Below are 21,958 nucleotides of genomic sequence, written 5' to 3' on the forward strand. Positions count from 1 at the left end.
ATATCCATCACAAGCAACCAGGTGTTCTGGGCGAGATCCTGTTCATCAGCGAACTTTTCGCAGCCGCTTGATCCAGCGCAAAAACCCATACCATCGATCAGCGCCTATCAATTAATGCAACAGTCCCCTTCGAATGACTCAGCACCTGGAGATTGCTGCTCTTTTTCAAGACACTCGAAACGAATGAACGCTATTTCGCAAAATCGGGTTAATACAGGCTTTCTTTGAACATTTAGATGTCGATCTTCCACACCCTATAGCGCCCCTGCCCGGTCACTTCGCGGATCATACCGCTTGCCTCCATCCACGCCAGATTGCGCTGAACGGCGGCGCGACTGGCTCCAGTCGTCGCCTCAGCCATTGGGGCGGAGACCAAGGGCCACTGAGAGAAAATTCTTCGCAAGGCAACCGGCGTGCGGCCAGACAAATGCGCCATGACGTTCTCTGCCCGCCCGGTCCAAGCTTCAATATCGTCAAGTGTTCGCATCGCCGTTAGGATTGCGCTGTTCATCCCATCCAGCCAGCGGGCCAAACGTTCGGGCGGCAAGCCCGAAACACGCAGCCCCCCTGCCCCGCCCATGGCGAGCGGTGCGAAGATGGCGCCGCTTCCATCGCTGGCCGCGATCCGGGACGCAGTGACGGCGGCTTCCATCTGGCCGCCGTGCTGTCCGAGGCCGGCCAGGTTCCAGAGATGAAAACCCATGCAAGCCCGCGTGATTGGGTGGAGCTCGGCTGCTGCAGCCATTACGTCCAACCATCCACCCGCGCGATCTTCGAAACGCTCAGCGCTGCCTTCAATGTTCTCGGGATCGCGGCGATCCAGGAAGGCGGCCAAGTCAGCCTTCGGTCCGGGACCGCCTGTCAGGCGCCGAACAGCCCATCCAACTCTTGCCAGGGCATTTGGGTCATCTTGTGCACCTGACAGCCGCATCGATATCCAAAGCGCCAGACGATCAGAACTCACCCGATCCCCTGCGAACCAGCTAAGGTCCGCTGCCTCGATAAGAGCGAGGCGATGCCGCCAGCCTTCCGGGCCACGCAGCAGCCTGTCATCCAGAGCACCCAGGCGTCCAGCCACTCTTGCCAGTCGCGCAGCGTGAACGCCTTCTGCCTTTGCCCAGTCTTCGATGACGGCAGTGTCCGGCGGTTCTGCACGCGGCCCGGGAGGCAAATCATCTGGTTCTTCTTCGAATGGTCCCGGCAGAAACCAGAGATTCTCTTCGTGAGCCTCTTCATCCTCCTCGATGGTGATGAGGGGGTCATAGATATTGTCAGTCAAAGCGGATGCTTGGGTCTTCATATGTGCAAAATACTGTCCTTTTGCACATTACCCAAGTGATTTTGTGGCGGTTGCCTTCGCTCTTTATATAGTATGCGCGCGCGACTGCCGGTGAAACCTCTCAGATCGCGTTCAGCGCAAGGAAACCAAGGGTTTTTGGACGAGCGCGACGAGAAAGCACCTACTTGCATTCGTTTGTAAACGGTCGTTTAGTAGCGATGCCTTTAATTGCAAACGGCCCGATTTCATGCCCCTGATAGGCTACGCCCGTGTTTCCACTGAGGATCAGACCCCCCTGCCCCAGTCTGAGGCCCTGCAGACTGCGGGTTGCGTCGAGATCTTTGAAGAGCACGCCTCGGGCGGCAATCGCGCGCGACCGGTGCTGGCACGCGTGCTCGAACGCGTCCAGAGCGGCGATACGCTGGTCGTTGTGCGGATCGACCGGCTTGCGCGATCTCTGTCGCACTTGCTGGAGGTGATCGAACGTCTGGAGGCCAAGGGAGCTTTCTTCCGCTCCCTGCATGACCCCATCGACACCGCTTCCCCGCAGGGCAAGTTCACATTGCAGGTTCTGGGCGCCGCGGCCGAGTTCGAGCGCGCGCTGATACGTGAGCGCACAAAGGCCGGGCTTGCCTCTGCCCGCGCCAAAGGGCGCGTTGGTGGCAATCCTGGGCTACGCGCCAAGGATCCCGCTGCGCTGCGCAAGGTGCGGCTGGCGCGACAGGACGGCTACGTGGAGCGCCTCAACGAGACCGCGCAGGATTGGGTGCCCCATGTGCGCCGCTTGCGACCGGATATGGCCTGGGAAGACCTGCTGCGGATCATCAATGGCCCCCTGCCCCCAGATCGCCATTGGACACAAAGCCGACTGCTCCGCGCTGTGAAGGCATATGTGCGCGACGGGTTCCTTCCTGCCGAGGTGCTTGGCCGCGCCGGACGCCGCGAAACCGATGACCGCCTGCCGGCCATCGTCGCAGCGATCAAGGGCGCGGACCCCGAAATCACGCTGCAGGCGATCTGCGACCGGCTGGAATCGATGCGCGAACGGACCCCTCGAGGTCGTGCCAGCTGGCAGCCGTCTTCGGTCAAAATGTTGCTCGAACGAGCGGAGCGGCTTGGCCTAATTTCATCAGAATCGGCTCACTCCCAACTGTAACTAGCAGAGGCTCAAACAGCTGAATCTATCAGCTCCAAACACCGTCAGAAGGTCAATTGTGCCATTGGTTGCATGGGTTTAGCCAATACCGTCCAAACAATCCTCATGAGTGGCTTGAAGCACGGTCTTGTGGACTTATTGCTATAAAATCAACAACTTGCGGTTATCTTAATGTGACTGTACGTATTGGTGCTGTGGATAACTTTCACACTACATCTAGATTCTTCTTGCCGGACTCACTTGATCGTGGCATTCCCGTTCTGACGGCAAAACGCGTCAGACGCGCTGTACACCGTCAGAATGACCAAGAGCCTCAACAGAGGCCGAGAGTGGGCGGCAGGACATGGATGATCGTAACGTTGGATACGCGCAAGGCATAGGCTCTTCCGACATCGGAGCATTTGCCGACAATCTGGCTGAATCTTTGGATCGCCAGATGAAGATCGCTTTCGAGCCCGAAGAACGAAAGTCTCTGCGCCGTTTCAGTTCTACCGAAGTTGCCAGCCTCCTGCGCGTTAGCACATCTAACCTGCGCAACCGGCACAAGGACGGCAGCTTCCCGGAAGTTCATACGGACAACCGCGGACACCGGTTCTACACGGCCCAAGAGATCGATAAGCTGCGCGATATTCTGGGGCGCACCGGAAAGAACGCAGAAAGCTACCGCCCCGGTCGACGTGAAGGCGATCGTCTCCAGGTGGTATCTGTCGTCAATTTCAAAGGCGGATCGTCAAAAACAACAGCAACGATCCATCTTGCACAACGGTATGCTTTGCGAGGTTACCGAGTGTTGGTCTTGGATCTCGATCCTCAGGCAAGTTTGACCACTTTTTTCGGTTTTCGGCCTGAGCTCGAGTTCGCTGAAGGCGGCACAATCTATGATGCTCTGAGATATGAGGAGCAAGTTCCACTCTCCGACGTCATCCAAACGACCTACTTCCATAAGCTCGATATGGTTCCGGCGGGCCTAATGCTCTCGGAATATGAAACTGAGACGGCAAACGCCCTCGCCCGTCGGGTGCAGCCCATATTTGCGGAGCGCCTCGCCTTAGCGCTTGAGGAAGTTGAGGCGAGTTACGACATCGTGCTGATCGACTGCCCGCCTCAACTTGGCTTTCTGACCCTAACGGCGTTGGCAGCCTCGACGGGACTCCTGGTAACGGTCGTACCAGGCATGCTCGACATTGCTTCAATGAGCCAGTTCCTGAAACTTGCTTCGGAAACGGTAAAGGCTGTCGAAGAAGCCATTGGCCGGCGCGTTACATGGGACTTCGTAAAGTTCTTGATCACGAGATACGAGCCGTCGGACGGGCCTCAGACCCAGATGGCGGGCTACCTGAGATCGATCTTGGCCGGACAGGTCATGACTGAGCCAATGCTGAAGTCTACAGCAATCTCGGACGCCGGAATGACCCAGCAAACCGTCTACGAAGTTGATCCGAGCCAGTTCATCAGGAAAACGATTGATCGCGCTCTGACCAGCGTGAACGGCGTTGGCGATGAGTTGGAACAAACAATCCAAATGGCTTGGGGGCGTCGCTGATGGCCCGAAATATCTTCAATCAGCCTCCAAAGGACGAGAAGGAGAGCGCGGCCCCCTCCCCTACCCCGCCGAAAGCGGCAAAACTGCCGGGATCTGTTGGCGGCTTGCGCGACTCTTTGCGCGAGATCACCGCGAATTCCATTCGGGACATCGAGCCCGATCAGATTGACATGGATGGTCTGCGCGATCGGTTGGTGCTGGAGGATTCCAGTATTGATGAGTTGGCCGAAAGCATTCGCAAGCATGGGCAACAAGTGCCAATTATGGTCCGTCCATCGGCCCAACCGGACAGATACCGTATCATCTACGGCCGACGCAGACTTGCAGCAATCCGCATGGTCGGCGGAACGGTCAAGGCGATCGTTCGAACCTTGGATGACGACGCATCTCTGATCGCACAGGGCCAAGAGAACAACCTCCGACTAGACCCGTCATTCATCGAGAAATCTCTTTTTATCAAAGAGATGCAGGAATCAGGTTACAAGCCAAACGTAATTCAGGATGCTCTAGGCTTGACACGGCAGGGCGTATCCAACCATCGCGTCGTCATAGAACAACTGCCAGAAGGGCTTGTACAGCTGATCGGGCCGGCACATGGCATCGGACGACGGCAATGGGGTGACCTGGCCGCGTTCTCGAAAAATATAGATCTGGTGAACACGGCCAAAGAGGCGATTGCCGCCCTGCCCGACGACACTCCAAGCGCGGAGAAGTTTCAAGCAGTCTACTCGGCTTGCTCGAACAAGGCGCGTAGCAACAAGAAGCAAGACAACCGCAGCCTAACGTCCGTCGTCAAAGATGGGGACGGTAGCTCTGTGGGAACGCTGACAGTCGATCAGAAAACGATCGCCATCAAGATCGCCAAGAAGGACAACCCAGAATTCGGCCGATGGCTCGAAGAGCGCGCGGAGGCAACGCTTTTGCAACTCTTCGAACAGTGGCGGAATGAGAGCGGCTCTGGGTCCTAACCCAAGCCACACAGAGTAACGCGAACAGAGGAGAAAAGCGAAGACCAGAAAGAAAAGAGCCCCCCAAAGTTTCCCCTGGAGAGCCCTCATCATTCGATTAGCACTCATGATGTAGCAACCTCCAGCAAACCGGTCAAGAGTCACCGATTCGGTGGACGGATTTTTATTGCCTTTTCCTGAGTGAAATTTTGGGAAGAGACAGGGAATTTGTGGGCCAAACGGTCGTCGTGAACAAACCATGGCATTTACAAAACTATCGATCGGAACCGCTGGCGCTGATGCATCACGCGGTCCAATTTCTGCGGCTGAAACCGACATTTGGACCATCTTCAGGGCACTGAGAGATGCACGTAGCGTGTTCGGTCTACGTCCTGGCCATATCCAAACACTTCAAGCAATGCTCAGTTTCTTGAAACCAGGCCACGGCGAAACGGTTTTCGCGTCCAACAACTCGATTTGCCAGCGCGTCGGCGGTATCGACGAGCGGACCCTCCGAAGACACATCAACCGTTTCGTTGAACTCGGTTTCATCAAGCGCAATGACAGCTCGAACCGAAAGCGCTACCGCGTTCGCTCATCCGGCGGTCATTGCATCAGCTATGGATTGTCTCTAGCCCCCTTCCTCCAGCGCGCGAACGAGCTTGTCGCCATCGCACATGAGATGGAAAATAACCGACGGGATCGGATATTTGCCCGCAAACAGATACTTACAAAGCTCGCCCATTTGGAAGAGCATGATCCCAGCAATACATTCATCAACCACGCACGGAAAGCTCTTCGCAGGAAGCTGAGCCTCCCTGAATACCACGCGCTGCTTGCAGACACAGACAGAGAATGCCAGAGTTTGCATGCCCCAGATGACCCACCAGAAACTGTAGAATTGCCCGCCAATGACGGACAAACTGTCCGGCACCAATCTAAGTCTGAAGAAGAAAAAAAAGATTTAGATAGCAACCTAGGCAATGAAGCTCTGAAACCAGACTTGCTAACCTCAGTTTGCGATCAAGCTACATCGTTCTCGACAGAGAGACTTAGAAACTGGTTGGACATTGAAAACCATGCTCGAACACTTGCACCCATGATTGGGATTCACCCAGATACATTCGAGAAGGCCAAGAATGCAGTAGGAGCTCAGAAAGCGTCATGCGCGATCTTCATCATGCTACAACTTGGACAACGCATCAGGGACTTTGGAGCGTATTTCCACAGTATCACCTTGGGCCAACGTCAAGACCAGTTTGATCCAGTGGCTTTGATCAAGCGTCTGTCCAAAACTGCTATGCAAAACGCCTAGTGTCCACCGCGGTGGACGTCTGGCCAGCAACTAGTCCAATGACGCGCGTTCTCGCCACATGCATCAAAGCTACAGAGCCAAATTCCACTAGGGCGATACTCCACAGTCAATCCGTTTTCCTCCGACCCGCCGATGTCCACCGCGGTGGACAGATCCGGCACCAAGTCTCACAACTCACATGTGCAACAGCCGCTCTTCGTCATCCACCACTTCCAAAGAACCTTTATTGTCAGTCCAGGCCCACAGGACGATGTTGAAGTCCGATGACGATGCACCCTTCGCAAAACTCTTGATCAGAAGCCCCACAAACCGATCCGCTATGAGGGCCCGTGCTAAATCCTGTGTCGGAACCGATTGCCCTTCGAGCATCTTCATGCGCCATGCAGGGTCGCCAAGCATCGCCGCTGTCGCGCCATACCGGTCAAGTCCGCCCGGATTGCGGGTATCGAAAATCGGCCCAAGGTCGGCGTTGTAGGACACCAAGATCGTGGGCTGCAGGCTGCCGACTTGGTTGGCTTCTCGGAGAGCGGTCGCGGGATCCAGCGAAGTGTAGAGGGCAGGGGTGTCCTTGGCATTAAAGCGCCCTCCATAGAGTTCAGCGCCTCGTCCGGACAAAGGCGCGCGGGCATAGACCGGGTTCAGGGCGCGGTAGAGCGGCCCTGAGTAGCGTCCATCTTTCAGCGGCATCTCAGCGTCCCGCCATTCAAAAATATGGTCTGTGACACCGATGTCCCGAGAACACGAAGTGTGACAGGGTATTGGTGTCTCATGTCTTGGCGGGGCGGGCTTTAGGCAAAGACGCCCGCATCAACCGCATCAATGTATTCCAGAACTTGCTGCGCTTTGCCTTCCTGCACCAGTTGCATGGCTGTCCGGCCATCAAAGCCGGGCAGGGGCTCTGACCGGTACCATGCATAGGCCATTAGTTCCGAGCCGAAGCGCGGTTCGACTTTGTTCAGCACCTCTACCAATTCGCGCAGGCGGCGCTGCGTCTTGTCCGAACCGATGCGGGTTCGCCTCTGCAACGCGTCTTTGCCCAAGCCGACGGTCAATGCGATCTCTTCTGCTGACGTGCGTAGCACCGCGGCGATCTTGCGCGGTTCGAATTGCCCAGCTTCAGCAAAGTTCGTGATGTGCATGATCTATGCTCCTACAGTGATACTGACGGTATATAGCGGCAATATTGCTGAAATTCAAGCTGTCAGGAGGTGCTGAGCCTTCGTTTCCCATGTTAATCCGTAACGCTGCATTGCTCTGAACGCCGGAAATCCGGATTTTGGGCCTGAAAAGTCACAGTAGGCGCGTTTTTTGCCGATCGAGAACATCAGATAAGTTATTGATAATATGCTAAAGATTGCTGCGGTCGGGCTGGGGTTGCCGATATACCTTGCCGATCTTGGACCCCAATCGGCACTGACTGCATGAAGTCCTTGGGAACCGCGGTGGTGTCGGACCCTTGTCAGTTTCCGCGGTCCAGTTGGCGGTTGGAAAGGGAAAGTGTCCTTCGGGTTTTGTGACTGACAGTTGAGGGACCTTGGTGTGCCTCGGACGGGTCCGGGCCGGGTTCCGGTCTGCCGTTCCTGATGAAGGGCATTCACATGCAACCAGGTGTCTTGCGCGTGCTGCGCGCGACCGCTGCCTCTTGGTGGCGGCACAGAGAGCTGCGCCGAACCGGCGAGAAGGAGCTGGCACGGCAGCTCGAGCGGACGGCCGTTCTCCGCGATCTCGGCTATCTCAAGCAGGCCGCGTCATTGCCGAATGCGCATGTGATCTGCGGAGACGGTGGGACATTCCTCCATCTCGGTTGGACCACTGTGTCGAGTTTCGCGCCGATCGAGCGCTTTCCCTTGGCCGCTCTTGCGGTCGCACGAGGGATACCCTTCATCGATATTCGACCCGTCACCGATGTCATCGCCTTCGCGAACCTGCCGCGGGTGACGCGGAACGGATCGGTCAACCCTGAGCATTCGGGTGCCGACAGGTGCGTCTCGCTGACCACCTACATCGACATGGTCGAAAAGCTCGGTGCCAAGATCGCCAACGATCCGCGGTCCCGTCAGTCAATCTGATCACCATTTCCTCTCACCAATACTCGAAAGGAGGCCAGCCATGGCCCGATCCCGCATGCCCAAGTTCGATGCCTCCGAGGTCATCACAAACGAAATCATCCGCATCATCGAGCGCGGTGTCCTGCCGTGGCACAAGCCATGGACCGCAGGTGGCAGCTCTCGTCCCCTGCGCGTAGGCGGGGAACCCTACCAGGGGGTGAACAACTTCCTGCTGACGATGCGGACCGTGATGGCGGGCCACAGCTCGCCCTTCTGGATGACGTTGCCGCAGGCCAATGCGTTGGACGCAAAGGTCCGCAAGGGCGAGAAATCCTCTGTCGTCATCTATTACGGCCAAAGCCGGAAAGACGCGGGCGGCGAGGAAGACCGCAGCGATGGCGATGATCAGTCCGAGGAGGCCTGCATCTTCCGCTTCCAGAAATCCTACCGCGTGTTCAATGCCTGCCAGATCGAGGGCTTGCCCGACAGTTTCTTCCCCGACCCGGAGCCCGTGCCCGAGCATCCGCCGTCCGAGCCCATCCCGCACATGCAGGCGTTTTTTGACGCCATCGACATCACAACCGTCTTCACAGGAACGGAAGCGTACTACCTGCCGCCCGTGGACAAGGTCTACATGCCGTCCATCACGCGGTTCCAGGACCCGCGCAATTTCTACGGGGTCTGGGCGCATGAGCTGGCCCATGCCACGAAAGCCCCCCATCGACTGAACCGTGATTTCGGGTTCTCGAAGTTTGGCAACACGTCCTATGCGCGCGAGGAGATCGTGGCGGAGTTGACGTCGGTGTTTTTGGGTCAGACGCTCGGCTTTACGGCCCATACACTCGAGATGAACGCGGCGTATCTCTACAATTGGCTACGCGTTCTGCGCTCTGACAAGAATGCGATCTTCAAGCACGCGGCCGACGCGCAGCGCGCCTGCGACTACCTGATCGCACGGTCGGAGGCGGGTAGGGCAGGGGAGGGCGCCCAGGCCGCTTGAGCGGTTTGTGCCAGTCAAGGGAAAGCAGGCTTTGAGGAGGGTGTTTCAAAACTCTCAAAGGACAAACCCATGACCACCACCGCACAGCCCCAGACAGATCGCCCGGACGCCGCCTTGATCGCCGCCCAGAATGACGCCTTCCGCAAGCTGGCTTGCCTCGGGATCGCGCCCGAACAGCCCATTCAGGGCCGCATGCATGTGACCCGCTCGATTATGGAGGCAGGAGGTGGCTTCATGGCCGAGGCGGCGAAGGCCACGGGCATGTTCGAGACCTTCGAGCCCGAGAACGATCCCGAAGGCTGGCATGATTTCGGGGCGGTCGAGATCCGGGGCGAGACCGTGTTCTGGAAGATCGATCTCTATGAAGCAGACTCGGATTTCCGCTACGGGGCTGAGACCCCGGACAATCCTGCCACCACCATGCGCGTGCTGACCATCATGCTAGCGCGCGACTGGTAGAAGGGCAGGGGACGCCTCCCCATGACATCTCAGACCATGAAGGCCCGCTGCCCCCAAAAAGGCAAAGCGGGCCTTTTGTCGTGGTGATCCCCGAAGCCGGGGATTGGTCACGCGCACGTGCGCGTACCGCATCTAACCCACCAAGAAGGATATCCCATGACCGCAAGTTTCAAACCCGTTTCCGTCGCCATCGGCGATCTGGTCCCGCACCCCGCCAATGTGCGCAGCAACTCCCCGGAAACCTACGACCCCGAGAACATCGCGCATCTCAAAGCCAGCATCGCCGTTCTGGGTCTGCTCCAACCGCTCCTCGTCCAGAAGATCGACGGCAAGTACGCAGTGCTGGCCGGTGGCCGGCGCCATGCCGCGCTGAAGGAGCTGATCGCCGACAAGGCCACCAAGGGGTTCACCGCGAAAACTAAGGTCGACTGCCGCCTTGTGCCGGAGGAGTGCGACGTGACGACGGCGCTATCGCTCGCCGAGAACATCACCCAGGCCCCTATGAATGCCATCGACGAGTTCGAGGCCTTCGCCCGGATGATGGAGGTCGACGGCCAGACGCCTGAGACGATCGCAAAGACCTTCGGCACCACAGTGGCGGCCGTGAAAGGTCGGTTGCGCTATGGTCTGATCCACCCCGACATCCGCGCTGCGGCGCGGGCGAAGACGATCACGCTCGATACGATGAAGGCCTTTGCCGAGCACCCGAGCCAGGAGGTGCAGCGCGAGGTTTATGAGGCGCTGACCAAAGAAGACAGCTACCTGCAGGCCTACACTGTCCGTCAGGCGCTCAAATCCCGCGGTGTGCAGGTCAGCGATGATATCGGGGCCTTTGTGCGCGAGGACTACGAAGCGCGGGGTGGGGCCATCGCGGCCGATCTCCTGGAAGAGCATTCCGTGCTCGAGGACGCCGCGCTGGTCGAGACCATCCTGCTCGAGAAGCTCGGGGCCGCTGCCGAGGAGGCACGCGTGAAACTGGGATTTTCCTGGGCTGATGCGATGGTCCGCTATGATTACGCGACTATGGCTGACTACGGCCGCGTCTATCCCGGCCCGATCGATCCGGATGAGGCCGCCCAAAAGCGCATCGATGAGATCACCGCCGAGCTCGAGCAACTCCAGCTCGAGATGGAGGATGAGGGGCTCGAAGACGAAGCCTACAATGCGCTCTACGACCGCGTGGATGCCTTGGAAGAGGAAGCCCGCGACCTGCAGGAGGCCTACAGCGCCGAGGATCTGGCGCGGGCCGGGGTTATCGCCTCATGGTCGAGTGGCCAAGTTACGCTTCATGTGGGCCTTATGCGCCCCGAGGACACCGTGAAAGACGAGGGCGCGTGTGGCTCTTCAAGCAACCCAACGGGGGAGGAGGCCCCGGACGCCGGCGAAATCAGCTACCCGGGCTCGCTGGCCGAGGACCTCAAGACCGAGCGGGCAATGGCCCTTGGCGCCGCGATGGCGCTGCATCCGGAGGCCACGCTCGATCTGGCGCTCTTCAAGCTGGTGAGCGACGTTCTGGGTCGCGGCATGAGCGTCACGCAGGCGATCAAGGTAGAGGCTCGCAAGGAATACCGCAGCCACGCCAAGATGGACGAGATCGATGGCACCTCGCTTGAGCAGGCGGCGGTGGCGCATGATGCGCTTGACCTCTCGTGGCTCGATGACACCCGCCCGCCCGCGGATCAGTTCGCGGCGTTTCGCGCGCTCGAAGCGGGTGAGAAGGCCAAGCTTGTGGCTTATGCGACGGCCAGCACCACGCAGTCCTGTTTTGCCCGGGACCGGCAGCGTGACAGCCTGATGCATGCGTTCGAGATCGAGATCATGCCCGACATTCGCGCGTATTGGACGCCGAATGCGGCGCTGTTCAATCGCTTCAAGAAGGCTTGGCTCCTGAAGATCCTCGGCGAAGATCTGGGTCTCGCCCAGGAGGCGGTGACGCTGGCCTCTTCGAGCAAGAAGGAGATCGTCGCCTTCTGCGACAAGCTCTTTGCCGAGCCCTTCGCCACGCTTACGGACGCGCAGCGCGCCGCCGTGGCCGCCTGGTGCCCGCCGATGATGCAAACCGCCGGTTTCGCCTGTGATGACACGGCGCCCACTGCGGAAACCCCCGTCCCTGACAGCGAAGTCGCGCAAGCGGCCTGACGCATCAAGCGACCCGCGCGAGGCGCAATGCCTGCGCGGGTCGATCCTTCCAAACCGAACGGAAAGACATCCCCATGGCTATTCTCAAGTTCTCTGCCTCCGCCGTTGCGGCGCAGATCGCTCATGCGCGCGCCTGCAAGACCTTCCTGCCCAACTGGAACGGGCCCGTGGACAGGCCCGCCCTGATCCTCATCGTCGGCAATGGTGTGCATCTGCGCTCGAACGGCATCGACGGCACGACCACCCGCATCGTCACCACCGAGCAGGCCGATCCCTCCTTCGCCTTCGCCGACGGCATGAACCCGTTTCGAGACAGCGACTGGATGGCGCAGCGCCGCATGCGTTTCGCGATCTGACCGGCCAGTTCTACACCGACATCCTGGATGACGTGCAGGTGCTGATCGACCGGGGGCGGGGGGCCATCCGGCTCGCCACCGATGGCCACAGTATCCGCGTCTTCGTGCGCCGGGCCTCGGACTATCTCATCGGCGGGACCTACGAGGTGCCCTCGGGCCTCGGCGGCACCTTCCGGGTCATTCTCAAGGATGCCTGCGACACCTTCGCGATCGTGCAGAACTGCGGCAATTGCGAGGATTTCGACGCGATGCAGCCCTACCGCGTGCCGCTCGATGCGCTGATGGAAATCGATGACCGGAGGGCGGCGTGATGGGTTGGCTCTTCTACACCGACGGCCGCGTCCAGACCTACGCGGATGAGAAAGCGGAGATTGCCCGGCTTTGCACTTTTGAGGGCGACAGGCGCAAAACCGAACTGGTGAAAGCCTGCAAGGTCGGCTCCACTTGGTATGCGGCGGCAAAGGTCACCAGTCTCGACGGCACCCCTGTCGAGGATGCGACCTATGTCACCGATGCGGACGGCTCGATCACCTTCGGAGCCGTCTTCCTCACCCGGTACGACGATGGCTGCTGGGGCTACAAGGACATGGAGGAAAGCGCTGGCCCGAACGAGTCGCGCGCTCCCCTTGGGTTGATCGAGCTCCTCTCCGATCTGAAAGACCCCGACAGCTACGCCCATGCCTGGCGCCAGCGCTGCCGGGACTGGGCGGCAATCCCGGACTACGAGGAGGGCGACAGGATCAAGCTTGCCGCTCCCGTCAGCTTGAGTGATGGCAGTACATGCCAGATCGTCACGGCCACCCACTACAGGCGGGGGCGGCAAAAACGCCGCTGCTACCGCATCGAGGAAACCGGTGGGCTCGTACGTCTGTCGAAAGCCACTCTCGCAGGGTCCGAACGCCTCAGTTCTGCCAAGGGCTCGGTGAGTCCGGTACTGGCTGAGTTTTTCAGCGGGAATGGATAGTGAGAACGACCCGCCAGGATGGCGATGATTGGATCTGCAAAGTCGTCGCCATCTTGAAATCGTATCTCAAATGAGATACATCATTCCCATCAACTGGAGGACCATCCATGCCTGCCCAAACATCCATGCTTCATGTCCGTGTTGACGATCAGCTGAAAGCACAGGCTTCGGACGCACTTGCGGGCGTCGGTCTGACGCTCTCCGATGCGGTGCGTATTCTTCTGACCCGCGTGGCCGCAGAAGGCGGCTTGCCTGCCGGATTGACCGCTGATCCGGATGCCTATGACGCCTGGTTCCGGGCGAAGGTACAGGAAGCGCTGGACGATCCAAGCCCCACAACGCCCCATGCCAAGGCGATGCAAGATGCCCAAGCATTGATTGACGGGAAGCGCCTTGCCAAATCTTGATGGGCCCGATCTTGAATGGAAAGCCACGGCCATCGCCGACTTGTTGGCAATCATTGACTACATCTCTGACGACAACCCGGATGCCGCCCAAGTTCTCAAAGACGAGATTGAACACAAGACGTCCCTCCTTCCAGAACGCCCTCAGATGTACCGCGCGGGCCGTGTGGACGGGACTAGGGAGATGGTTGTTCGGCCAAACTACATCGTGGTTTATGCTGAAAGCCCTGAGATGGTGACCATTTTGCGCGTTCTTCATGCTGCGCAGCAGTGGCCATGATCGGAGTGCAGGCCCCCCGCTAAGAAATTGCCGGTTCTACGCCTTCAAAGTGTAGAGCGGGCTTTTTTTCCTTTGGAACTCAGACCCTGATCCAAAGGAAAATCCCCATGTCCAAGCCCAAACCGGCAAACCCGGCTTTCCCAATCTCTGACACTGATCTCGCAAATGCCATCGCGCAAATCGGCGCGGAGATCGACCACCAACCCCTGCGTGGCTCAGCGCTCGCGCGCATCATGCGCGAGACGTTTCATGGCAGCGATGCCGGCGGTGCCTGGGACTGGCGCATGGCATATGACCTGATGCAGGCCGCGGCTGTTCAGGTGCTGCTGCGTGGGGCCGACGCGGCAGGTGACATCGCTGCTGCAAAGCTGCTTGCCTCACGGCTGCTGACGGAAACCCGCCGGTCGGAGCAACAGATCCGGCTGCAGCAGTTTTCCACGCCGCTGCCATTCGCGGCGCTGGTCTTACGGGCCGCGGCGATCCGCAAGGGCGAGACCGTGCTGGAGCCATCCGCCGGCACTGGTGCCCTGGCCGGTTTCGCCGCCCGGGCCGGTGCCACGCTTTTGCTCAATGAAATCGACCCCTTTCGCCAGCACCTCCTGCGCGCGGTTTTCGGTGGCGAGGTGACGGGCCATGACGGCGAGCATATCGACGATCTGCTGCAGACGCCGGTTCTACCCGACGTCGTGGTGATGAACCCGCCTTTTGCCTCCTCGGTCGACCGATCCCGCGACAAGCACATCGCTGCCAAACATCTCATTGCGGCTGCAAAGCGCCTGGCACCAGGTGGGCGCCTGGTGGCGATCATGCCGCCGGGGTTCACGCACGACCGCGATGCCGCGCATTGGTGCCGCGCCTGCAGTCTCCTGACGCCGCGCCTGGCACTGACGATGCCGGGACAGGTTTATCGCAAGCTCGGCACCTCGGTGGAAACCCAGCTGATGGTCTTCGACAAGGTGCAGGAGGACGGCGAAATGATCCGCGTCCCTGTGCAGGATCTGGATGAGGCCTTGGCATATGTCGATGCAGTGGCCGCAACCCGGACCGAGATGCGCGCAGTCCAACGGGCGGCAGTGGTTAGTCCTGCTCGGCCGACCGTTCCATCATTTGCCCCACGCAAGACCGCCGCTGTGCCTGCCGCCATCTCCAAACCTCGGGACAATGCGGCTATCCCGCTCACTTTCACGAGCCTGGATATCGCGCGCGATAACACCCCCGTCTCGGACATCTATGCGCGCTACCGCCCGCAACGAACCGAGATTGCAGGCGCGCAGGAACATCCCACGCCGTTGGTCGAGAGCATAGCCATGGCCTCTGTCGCGCCACCCGTGCCTTCGGGTGCCGCCAGTTCGGAATTGCGCCTGCCAGCACGATTGATCGAGGAGGGACATCTCTCAGAGGCGCAGCTCGAGACCATCATCATGGCGCATGATGCCCATGGGCGCGACCTGCCTGGTCGGTTCACCATCGATGAGGACCAAACGAGGCTGACGCGCGCCGACGATGACCCAGTCGCACGCGCCTATCGCCTCGGCTATTTCCTCGGCGACGGCACCGGTTGTGGCAAGGGCCGCGAATGTGCAGGGCTCATCCTAGTAAACTGGCTGGCCGGGCGCAGGAAGGCGATCTGGGTCTCCAAATCCGCCACGCTCATCGAGGACGCGATCCGCGACTGGACCGATCTCGGCGGCTCGCCCGCCGACATCCAGCCGCTCTCCAAATGGAAACCGGACCAGCCCATCCCGATGGGCGACGGCATCCTCTTTGTCACCTACGCTACGCTGCGGTCCGCGGGCAAATGCGGCACCACGCGACTGAGCCAGATCCTCGACTGGATGGGTGAAGACTTTGAAGGCGTCCTCGCTTTTGATGAGGCCCATGCCATGCAGAACGCCGCAGGGTCCGAGCAGGGCAGGGGGGTCAAACCCTCCCAGCAGGGCCTTGCTGGCCTACGGCTGCAACTGGCAGCACCCCGGGCTCGCGTCTTCTACATCTCGGCCACGGGGGCCACGAGTGTCCACAACCTCGCCTATGCCGCGCGGCTGGGGCTCTGGGGGCAAGGCCCCGAATACCCCTTCCCGAGTCGCGAGAGTTTCGTCTCGGCGATGGAGGCGGGCGGTGTCGCCGCCATGGAGGTGGTGGCGCGGGATCTCAAGACGCTCGGGCTCTACACGGCCCGTGCCCTCAGCTTTGATGGCGTGGAGTACGATGTCCTCGAACACGCGTTGACCCCGGCCCAGATCGAGATCTACGACGCCTATGCCGGCGCGTTTCGGACGATCCACCACAATCTCGAAGCCGCGTTGACTGCGACCGGCGTCAACGATGCCTCGGGCGAGACCAATGCCTCGGCCGCACGCGCCTCGGCCAAATCTCGCTTCGAGAGCACCAAGCAGCGCTTCTTCAACCATCTCCTGATGGGCATGAAGGCCCCGACCATCATCCGCGCCATCGAAGATGACCTCACGGCGGGCAACGCCTGCGTCATCCAGGTGGTCTCGACAGGCGAGAGCCTGCTGAAACGCCGGCTTGAGACGATGGACCCGGAAGACGAGCTCGTCGAGGGTGCGCTGACGCCGCGCGACTACGTGCTCGGCTATCTCGAGCAGGCCTTCCCGATCCACGCGCAAAAGCTGGTCGAGATCGACGGCAATATGGTGGCGGAAGCTCTGCGTGATGAGACCGGCGCGCTGGTCGTCTCGCGCGAGGCGCTTGCCCTTCGTGACGCGGCCATGATGGAGTTGATGACGCTGGCCCCGATCCCCTCGGCGCTCGACCAGATCCTCTGGGCCTTTGGCGACGAGGCCGTGGCAGAAGTCACAGGGCGGTCCATCCGGCCCCTCAAGGCCGAGGATGGTCATCTCTTCATCGAGAAGCGTAGCGCCAGCAGCAATTCCTCCGAGACCCAAGCCTTCATGGATGGCGAGAAGGATATCCTGATCTTTTCTGACGCGGGCGGCACGGGCCGCTCCTATCACACGGCGCAAACGGCGAAGAACCAGAAGCGGCGGCGGCACTACCTGCTGGAGCCCGGCTGGCGCGCCGATGCGGCCATCCAGGGGCTCGGCCGCACGCATCGCTCGGCCCAGGTCAGCGCGCCCTTCTTCCGGGTCTGCACCTCGGATGTGCATGGCGAAAAACGCTTCACCTCGACTATAGCCAAGCGCCTCGACCAGCTGGGGGCCTTGACCAAGGGACAGCGCGAGACCGGCTCGCAAGGCATGTTCCGCGAGGAGGACAATCTCGAAAGCCCGATCGCGCGAGCGGCACTGCGCGGGTATTTCGCCGATCTTGCCGCCGGGCGCGCTGAGGCGTTGAGCTACGAGAGCTTCACCGACTGGACGGCCTTGCGGCTGATCGACAAGGACGGGGTGCTGCTCGAGGAGCTGCCGCCGATCCAGCGGTTTCTCAATCGGGTGCTTGCCCTTCCCATCCACATGCAGAACGCACTTTTTGCCGAGTTCATGCGCCGGATTGCCGATCAGTCTGAGCGGGCGCGCGCGGCGGGCACGCTCGATCTCGGCGTCGAAACCCTGCGTGGCGAAAAGATCGAACAGGTCTCCACCGAGGATCTCTGGACCTGCCCGAAATCCGGCGCTGTGACGCGGATCATCGGGCTCGAGGTGACGGACCCCGTCCATGTCTTGGGCGCCGACGAGGCCATGTCGCGTAATCCTGACAAGCTGCCGATGGTCAATCGCGCCTCGGGGCGCGCGGCGCTCATCTCGGCGCGCCCCATGCAGATGTATGACGAGGACATCGTCACGCTCATGCGCAAGACAGTGCGGCCCAACGGGTCGAGCTATCTGGAAGAAACGCGGTTCGCGTCCTCTGCCTGGGAAGAGATCGGCAAGCCTGAGTTTGCGCGGCTTTGGGATGCCGAGGCTGCCTCCTTGCCCAAGACCACCACGACCAAGCTCTACCTGTTGACAGGGCTGCTGTTGCCGATCTGGAAGGATATTCCGACCACGAATGAACGCATCTACAGGGTCACGCCGGACGGGGCGACCGCCATGATCGGGCGGACTCTGAGCGAGCAAGGCGCGGCCGCGCTGCGCGCCCGCTTCCTCGTGTCCAACCCGCAAACACCGCAGGAGATGTTGACCGCCGCTCTCGGCACCACCGCGCCTGTCGATCTGGGCCGGGGTCTCACCCTGACCCGTCGCCGGGTCGCAGGCGAGATGCGCCTCGAGTTGGGCGGTGCGGATAAAGGCATGATCGATGGGCTCAAGGCCATGGGGTGTTTCACTGAGATCATTGCCTTCCAGCTGCGGGTGTTCCTGCCGCATGGGGACGGGATCGACACGGGAAGCATTCTGGCCCGGATCGTGGGGCAGCGAGCCGCTAGAGCGGCAGAACAAGCCGCCTGAAAAGTCAAAGCGGGCTTCCGGTCGGGCGGCGCGGATCGGGATTTGGCCGATCTGCGCTTTCCGGGCGCGCGCTGACCAATGCCAGGCCCGCCCGCCCCAAATTCAGATAAGAGGACAGACCCATGACCAATCCCCAGATCGACTATGCCGCAATGGCGGCTCAGTGGCGTGCAGAGCGCGAAACCACCTTGAAGGCATCCAGAGTAGAGCTGTTCGCGCAACTACGTGCGCTTGGCATCAGCGAGGTCACTGCCGAATACCAAGGCTATGGCGACTCCGGCAATGTCGAGGATGTGACGGTGCAGCCTGCAGAGGTCCAACTGCCGGAGCCGCTTGCCACAGAGGTTGGCGACTTCGCCTGGTCGCTCGCTTATCACCATCACCCGGGGTTCGAAAACAACGAGGGCGGCTACGGCACGCTGACCTGGGACATAGCACTAGACAGCATCACCCTCGATCACGCGGACCGCTATGTCGAATGCTCGCACAGCTTTGACGAGGGGCTGTGAGATGGCCCATCCGCTTCATCATGCCGAAAGCTCTGCCCGGAAATTCGGCGGGGTGCCGTCTGACTATCAGTCCATACATGACTGGTTCGATGCCTCGAAAGAGCACCTCGCGCTCTTCACGCACCGAGCCATGCGCCACCATGCCCAAGGCCTGTTTGAGGCCGAACGTGTCTTCGGCCTGTCCCTGACCAATAGCGCAGGTCGGGACATTCCCGTGCGCTGGATCGGCGAGCAGCATATCCGTGAAGACTGCCAGGGCCGCATCCCGACTATGGCGGACTGGCTGCGACACATACAACCTGAGCCTTGGATGGCAAATGGCTATATCGACCGGCATGTCGGCTCCGAGCCCTGCGGCGACCCAAGGGTTGCCTGGGCCTCCGAGGTCGCAGCCGGCAGAACGGTTCTTGGCCTGAAAGATTGGATGGCGGCGCGCGCGACGCAAGCCACGCAAAGCGCCTGACAGGTCTCGGTCGTTTGCCAAACGAATGCCGCACGGAAGCCCGGTTGGAGGATCGGGCTTCTTGCGTCGTTTCCCCATCATTCTTCTTGAGGAGGATCGCATGACACTCGAAGACATCAAGGCGGCCGTCGATGCCGGTCAGACCGTGCACTGGGCCAATACCGGCTACGTTGTCCACAGGGACAGTCTCGGCGAATACCTGATCACCTATTTGCCGAACGGCAGCTGCATTGGCCTGACCGACCGGAGCGGGCAACGGTTGAACGGGGATGAAGCGGAGTTCTTCATCGCGCGACCGGAGAATTGCAGCGTTCCCAACCGGCGGGGCCACTCGAAACCTGACGAGCAGCGAAGGGGCGTTGCGCCCGGCGGAGAGGCAGCACAACCACTCCGACGGCAGCTCTGACCCGTGGGCGGGGCTGAAAGGAAAGCGAGCTTTCTGATTTGTGATCCCATGAGGGGTCGAGAAAGCAAACCCGGATGCGCTGGCAAGGACGTCAGGCACCGACTTATCCAAGAAGGAACCATCCCATGTTCGCAGGAACCCTCACCCGCAATGTCGAGACCGCAGCCGCCGAGTACACCGGCATGATCCACTCGACGCGCTTTGACATCGCCATCCAGTTGGAGGCACGGGCCAAGATGTCCGAACGCAGCCCGGATTTTGACGTGACGGCAGTCAACAAATCCGGTCGCAAGGTGCGCATCGGCACGGCCTGGAACGAGACCGGCAATACCAGCGGCAACCCCTACATCTCGATGCAGATCGATGTCGGCCTGGGCCCTTTCCGGGTCAACGCGGTGCAGACGAAAGAGGCGCGTGCGGCCCAGAGCGGCGCGTTCGAGATCATCCCGCTGGTCTCGAACGGGCTGATGAAATCCGGCTCGATCTCGGGCGAGCTGACCGCCATGGACGCCGATAACGCCTTCACCGGCTACATCGCCAACATGATGTTCGATCTGGAGTTCATGCTGATCGAGAACAGCTACAAGACCGAGGAGACCCACCCCGACTACCGCATCGAGGTCAGCTCGCCGCGGGGCACGCCGATCCGCGTCGGCTCAGCTTGGATGACGAAAAGCAGCCGCACGGGCAACGACTATCTGTCGCTGCTGATCAACACGCCCGATGGCGATCTGCGCGTCAACGCCGTGCAGAACGAAGAACAGCGCGGCGGGCAGACCTTCTCGATCATCCCGTTCATCGACAGCGGTGAGCAGCTGCAGGACGCGGGCGCGGGGCTGTCGCTGGTCGCGTGACCAGTGCGCGAGAGGAGACGATCTTAACCCAAAGGGGAGCCGTGGGATCACGGTTCCCCTTTTTCTGCGTTGGCGTGGTTGAATGACAGCTGCGCGGATTGCAGACGTTCGTATCACCCGCAGCGAATGCGACCGGAGAGCCCAAATCGACCGATATGCCAAGATGGCTATCTTGCGGGCACAGCAATTTGGGGAGTCCCAAATGACCCAAAGCGGAAGCTCAGAATGCTGACTTTGAATGTCTACTTTAAAGCGCCTCCCTCATCTTGGATTTTCCGGTGGAAACATTTTAGAATGTGGCGGCATGGATTTGTTACCCATTGTGCCGAGCCCAAAGGCCAGCCTTTTTTGGAGGTTGTTCAATGAGAGGATAATCTTTCCCCCATTCCCAACATTTTCTTCTCTGCTACTGTTTCACTCTTGAGACACTTTTGAGTGGCTGGATTTGCTCCGGAACGGTTCATGACTTAGTCTTTCGCATGTATCATAGAGGTCAAACATTCATGCCCAGAACAGTTGCCCACATCGAAAAAGTTCTGGAAGTCGCAAATTCGTCTTCTGCAGCAGCTCGGTCCCGACTGGCTGCGAGTTGGCGTCGTTCTGCAGAGAAGCATGGGCTTGATCCGGGCGAAAAACGGAGCCCTGAGCGTATCGATGTCACGCATCTGCGCGAACGTACCGGAGCGTTCGAGAAATTCATGACAGTGGCTTCTCCCAGGTTGGACAATTTGTATTCGCTGGTTGGTCAATCAGGATGTGCCGTTCTGCTGACCGATGATGATGGTGTTGTTCTGGATCAGAGGGTTTCAGAGGCAGATGCTGCGATTTTCGAGGCTTGGGGACTTTGTGTTGGGGCTGATTGGAGTGAAGAACGTGAAGGGACCAATGGCATCGGGACTTGCCTTGCCGAGCAGAGGAAGGTCATCATCCATCGGGACGAACATTTCTATGCACGAAACACTGCAATGAGCTGCATCGACGCGCCTATTTATGGTGCAGAAGGGCAAATCGTTGCAGCGTTGGATGTATCGTCGGCTCGAGCAGATCAAACCGAAGCCTTCAATCGCCTCATTGGTGCTCAGGTCGCTCAAACCGCGCGCGCAATAGAAGAAGCCAACTTTCGGGCAGCTTTTGAAAAGGCACGCATTGTTGTTGCCGAGAGTGATGATGCTGAGGCCGCGACCCTTCTGGCAATAGATGGCGATGACCTGATAATAGGCGCCACTCGCGAGGCTAGACGGGTGTTTGGGTTTGATTCAATCGGAGCCCTCGTGCCTCGACCAGCCAGTGATGTATTGGGCCGGGAAGATGGACCAACTGGTTTCAAAAAGGCCGAGCGCGCAGCCGTTGTCCGGGCTTTGACGCGAGCTGGGGGCAATGTTTCCCAAGCGGCCCGGCAACTGGGAATAGGCCGTGCAACGCTTTATCGCCGCATGAAGAGGCTTGGCTTGGATCAAACCTGATCC

20 protein-coding genes and 1 pseudogene are annotated in these 21,958 nt (G+C 59.9%); 18 read left to right on the forward strand and 3 right to left on the reverse strand.

Features of this window, described 5'->3' with window-relative positions:
* Positions 1-232: 232 nt before the first annotated feature.
* Complete coding sequence (locus AB3Y40_RS19620; RefSeq protein ID WP_369440593.1) at positions 233-1,300, reverse strand: hypothetical protein; 1,068 nt, start codon at positions 1,298-1,300, stop codon at positions 233-235.
* A gap of 226 nt (positions 1,301-1,526) precedes the next feature.
* Here AB3Y40_RS19620 and AB3Y40_RS19625 point away from each other — a divergent pair, with 226 nt between their 5' ends.
* The 4 genes from AB3Y40_RS19625 (at position 1,527) to repC (ending at position 6,240) form a co-directional block, all read left to right on the forward strand.
* Positions 1,527-2,435 carry a recombinase family protein gene (locus AB3Y40_RS19625; protein ID WP_369440594.1) on the forward strand — a complete coding sequence of 303 codons (909 nt, stop codon included), beginning with the start codon at positions 1,527-1,529 and terminating at the stop codon, positions 2,433-2,435.
* A gap of 343 nt (positions 2,436-2,778) precedes the next feature.
* Positions 2,779-3,978 carry a plasmid partitioning protein RepA gene (gene repA, locus AB3Y40_RS19630; RefSeq protein ID WP_369440595.1) on the forward strand — a complete coding sequence of 400 codons (1,200 nt, stop codon included), beginning with the start codon at positions 2,779-2,781 and terminating at the stop codon, positions 3,976-3,978.
* Positions 3,978-4,946 (forward strand): plasmid partitioning protein RepB, encoded by a 969-nt coding sequence (repB, locus tag AB3Y40_RS19635; RefSeq protein WP_342075012.1) that lies wholly within the window; start codon positions 3,978-3,980, stop codon positions 4,944-4,946. Before repA ends, repB begins: the two co-directional genes overlap by 1 nt.
* A gap of 238 nt (positions 4,947-5,184) precedes the next feature.
* A complete protein-coding gene (repC, locus tag AB3Y40_RS19640; RefSeq protein ID WP_369440596.1) occupies positions 5,185-6,240 on the forward strand; it encodes a plasmid replication protein RepC in 1,056 nt (351 codons plus the stop codon).
* Between the two features lie 174 nt (positions 6,241-6,414).
* Here repC and AB3Y40_RS19645 read toward each other — a convergent pair whose 3' ends face one another.
* The gene (locus AB3Y40_RS19645; RefSeq protein ID WP_369440597.1) at positions 6,415-6,927 is read right to left on the reverse strand and encodes an RES family NAD+ phosphorylase; all 513 of its coding nucleotides are present in this window, start codon (positions 6,925-6,927) and stop codon (positions 6,415-6,417) included.
* Positions 6,928-7,028: 101 nt separating this feature from the next.
* The gene (locus tag AB3Y40_RS19650) at positions 7,029-7,379 is read right to left on the reverse strand and encodes an MbcA/ParS/Xre antitoxin family protein (RefSeq protein WP_005617048.1); all 351 of its coding nucleotides are present in this window, start codon (positions 7,377-7,379) and stop codon (positions 7,029-7,031) included.
* A 444-nt stretch (positions 7,380-7,823) separates the two neighbouring features.
* On the opposite strand from AB3Y40_RS19650, the gene AB3Y40_RS19655 reads away from it, so the two are divergent.
* The 14 genes and pseudogenes from AB3Y40_RS19655 (at position 7,824) to AB3Y40_RS19720 (ending at position 21,955) form a co-directional block, all read left to right on the forward strand.
* Positions 7,824-8,309, forward strand: a complete 486-nt coding sequence (locus tag AB3Y40_RS19655) for a hypothetical protein (protein WP_369440598.1) — start codon at positions 7,824-7,826, stop codon at positions 8,307-8,309.
* A gap of 40 nt (positions 8,310-8,349) precedes the next feature.
* Complete coding sequence (locus tag AB3Y40_RS19660) at positions 8,350-9,288, forward strand: ArdC family protein (protein ID WP_369440599.1); 939 nt, start codon at positions 8,350-8,352, stop codon at positions 9,286-9,288.
* Between the two features lie 69 nt (positions 9,289-9,357).
* A complete protein-coding gene (locus AB3Y40_RS19665; protein WP_369440600.1) occupies positions 9,358-9,747 on the forward strand; it encodes a DUF3768 domain-containing protein in 390 nt (129 codons plus the stop codon).
* Between the two features lie 156 nt (positions 9,748-9,903).
* A complete protein-coding gene (locus tag AB3Y40_RS19670) occupies positions 9,904-11,886 on the forward strand; it encodes a ParB/RepB/Spo0J family partition protein (RefSeq protein WP_369440601.1) in 1,983 nt (660 codons plus the stop codon).
* A 74-nt stretch (positions 11,887-11,960) separates the two neighbouring features.
* A pseudogene (locus tag AB3Y40_RS19675) lies at positions 11,961-12,553 on the forward strand (regulator).
* Positions 12,553-13,206, forward strand: a complete 654-nt coding sequence (locus AB3Y40_RS19680) for a DUF6927 domain-containing protein (RefSeq protein WP_369440602.1) — start codon at positions 12,553-12,555, stop codon at positions 13,204-13,206. Before AB3Y40_RS19675 ends, AB3Y40_RS19680 begins: the two are co-directional and overlap by 1 nt.
* Before the next feature lie 107 nt (positions 13,207-13,313).
* Entirely contained in the window at positions 13,314-13,613 is a 300-nt protein-coding gene (locus tag AB3Y40_RS19685) for a type II toxin-antitoxin system RelB/DinJ family antitoxin (RefSeq protein WP_074838673.1), read from the forward strand.
* Positions 13,585-13,890 (forward strand): type II toxin-antitoxin system RelE/ParE family toxin, encoded by a 306-nt coding sequence (locus AB3Y40_RS19690; protein WP_369440603.1) that lies wholly within the window; start codon positions 13,585-13,587, stop codon positions 13,888-13,890. Before AB3Y40_RS19685 ends, AB3Y40_RS19690 begins: the two co-directional genes overlap by 29 nt.
* Positions 13,891-13,997: 107 nt before the next feature.
* Positions 13,998-18,260 (forward strand): strawberry notch-like NTP hydrolase domain-containing protein, encoded by a 4,263-nt coding sequence (locus tag AB3Y40_RS19695; RefSeq protein ID WP_369440604.1) that lies wholly within the window; start codon positions 13,998-14,000, stop codon positions 18,258-18,260.
* Positions 18,261-18,382: 122 nt separating this feature from the next.
* Positions 18,383-18,769, forward strand: coding sequence for a DUF6878 family protein (locus AB3Y40_RS19700; protein WP_369440605.1), 387 nt, complete (start codon positions 18,383-18,385; stop codon positions 18,767-18,769).
* 1 nt (position 18,770) lies between these two features.
* On the forward strand, positions 18,771-19,232 hold the full coding sequence (locus tag AB3Y40_RS19705) for a DUF6915 family protein (RefSeq protein ID WP_369440606.1): 462 nt from the start codon (positions 18,771-18,773) through the stop codon (positions 19,230-19,232).
* 100 nt (positions 19,233-19,332) lie between these two features.
* Entirely contained in the window at positions 19,333-19,638 is a 306-nt protein-coding gene (locus tag AB3Y40_RS19710; protein ID WP_369440607.1) for a hypothetical protein, read from the forward strand.
* Between the two features lie 125 nt (positions 19,639-19,763).
* Positions 19,764-20,492: a DUF736 family protein gene (locus tag AB3Y40_RS19715; protein WP_369440608.1), complete on the forward strand. Its 729-nt coding sequence runs from the start codon at positions 19,764-19,766 to the stop codon at positions 20,490-20,492.
* 479 nt (positions 20,493-20,971) lie between these two features.
* Positions 20,972-21,955, forward strand: a complete 984-nt coding sequence (locus AB3Y40_RS19720) for a helix-turn-helix domain-containing protein (RefSeq protein ID WP_369440609.1) — start codon at positions 20,972-20,974, stop codon at positions 21,953-21,955.
* The last annotated feature ends 3 nt before the right edge of the window (positions 21,956-21,958 follow it).

It is taken from the genome of Yoonia sp. R2331 (genome assembly GCF_041103235.1).
Taxonomy (GTDB): Bacteria; Pseudomonadota; Alphaproteobacteria; order Rhodobacterales; family Rhodobacteraceae; genus CANMYO01.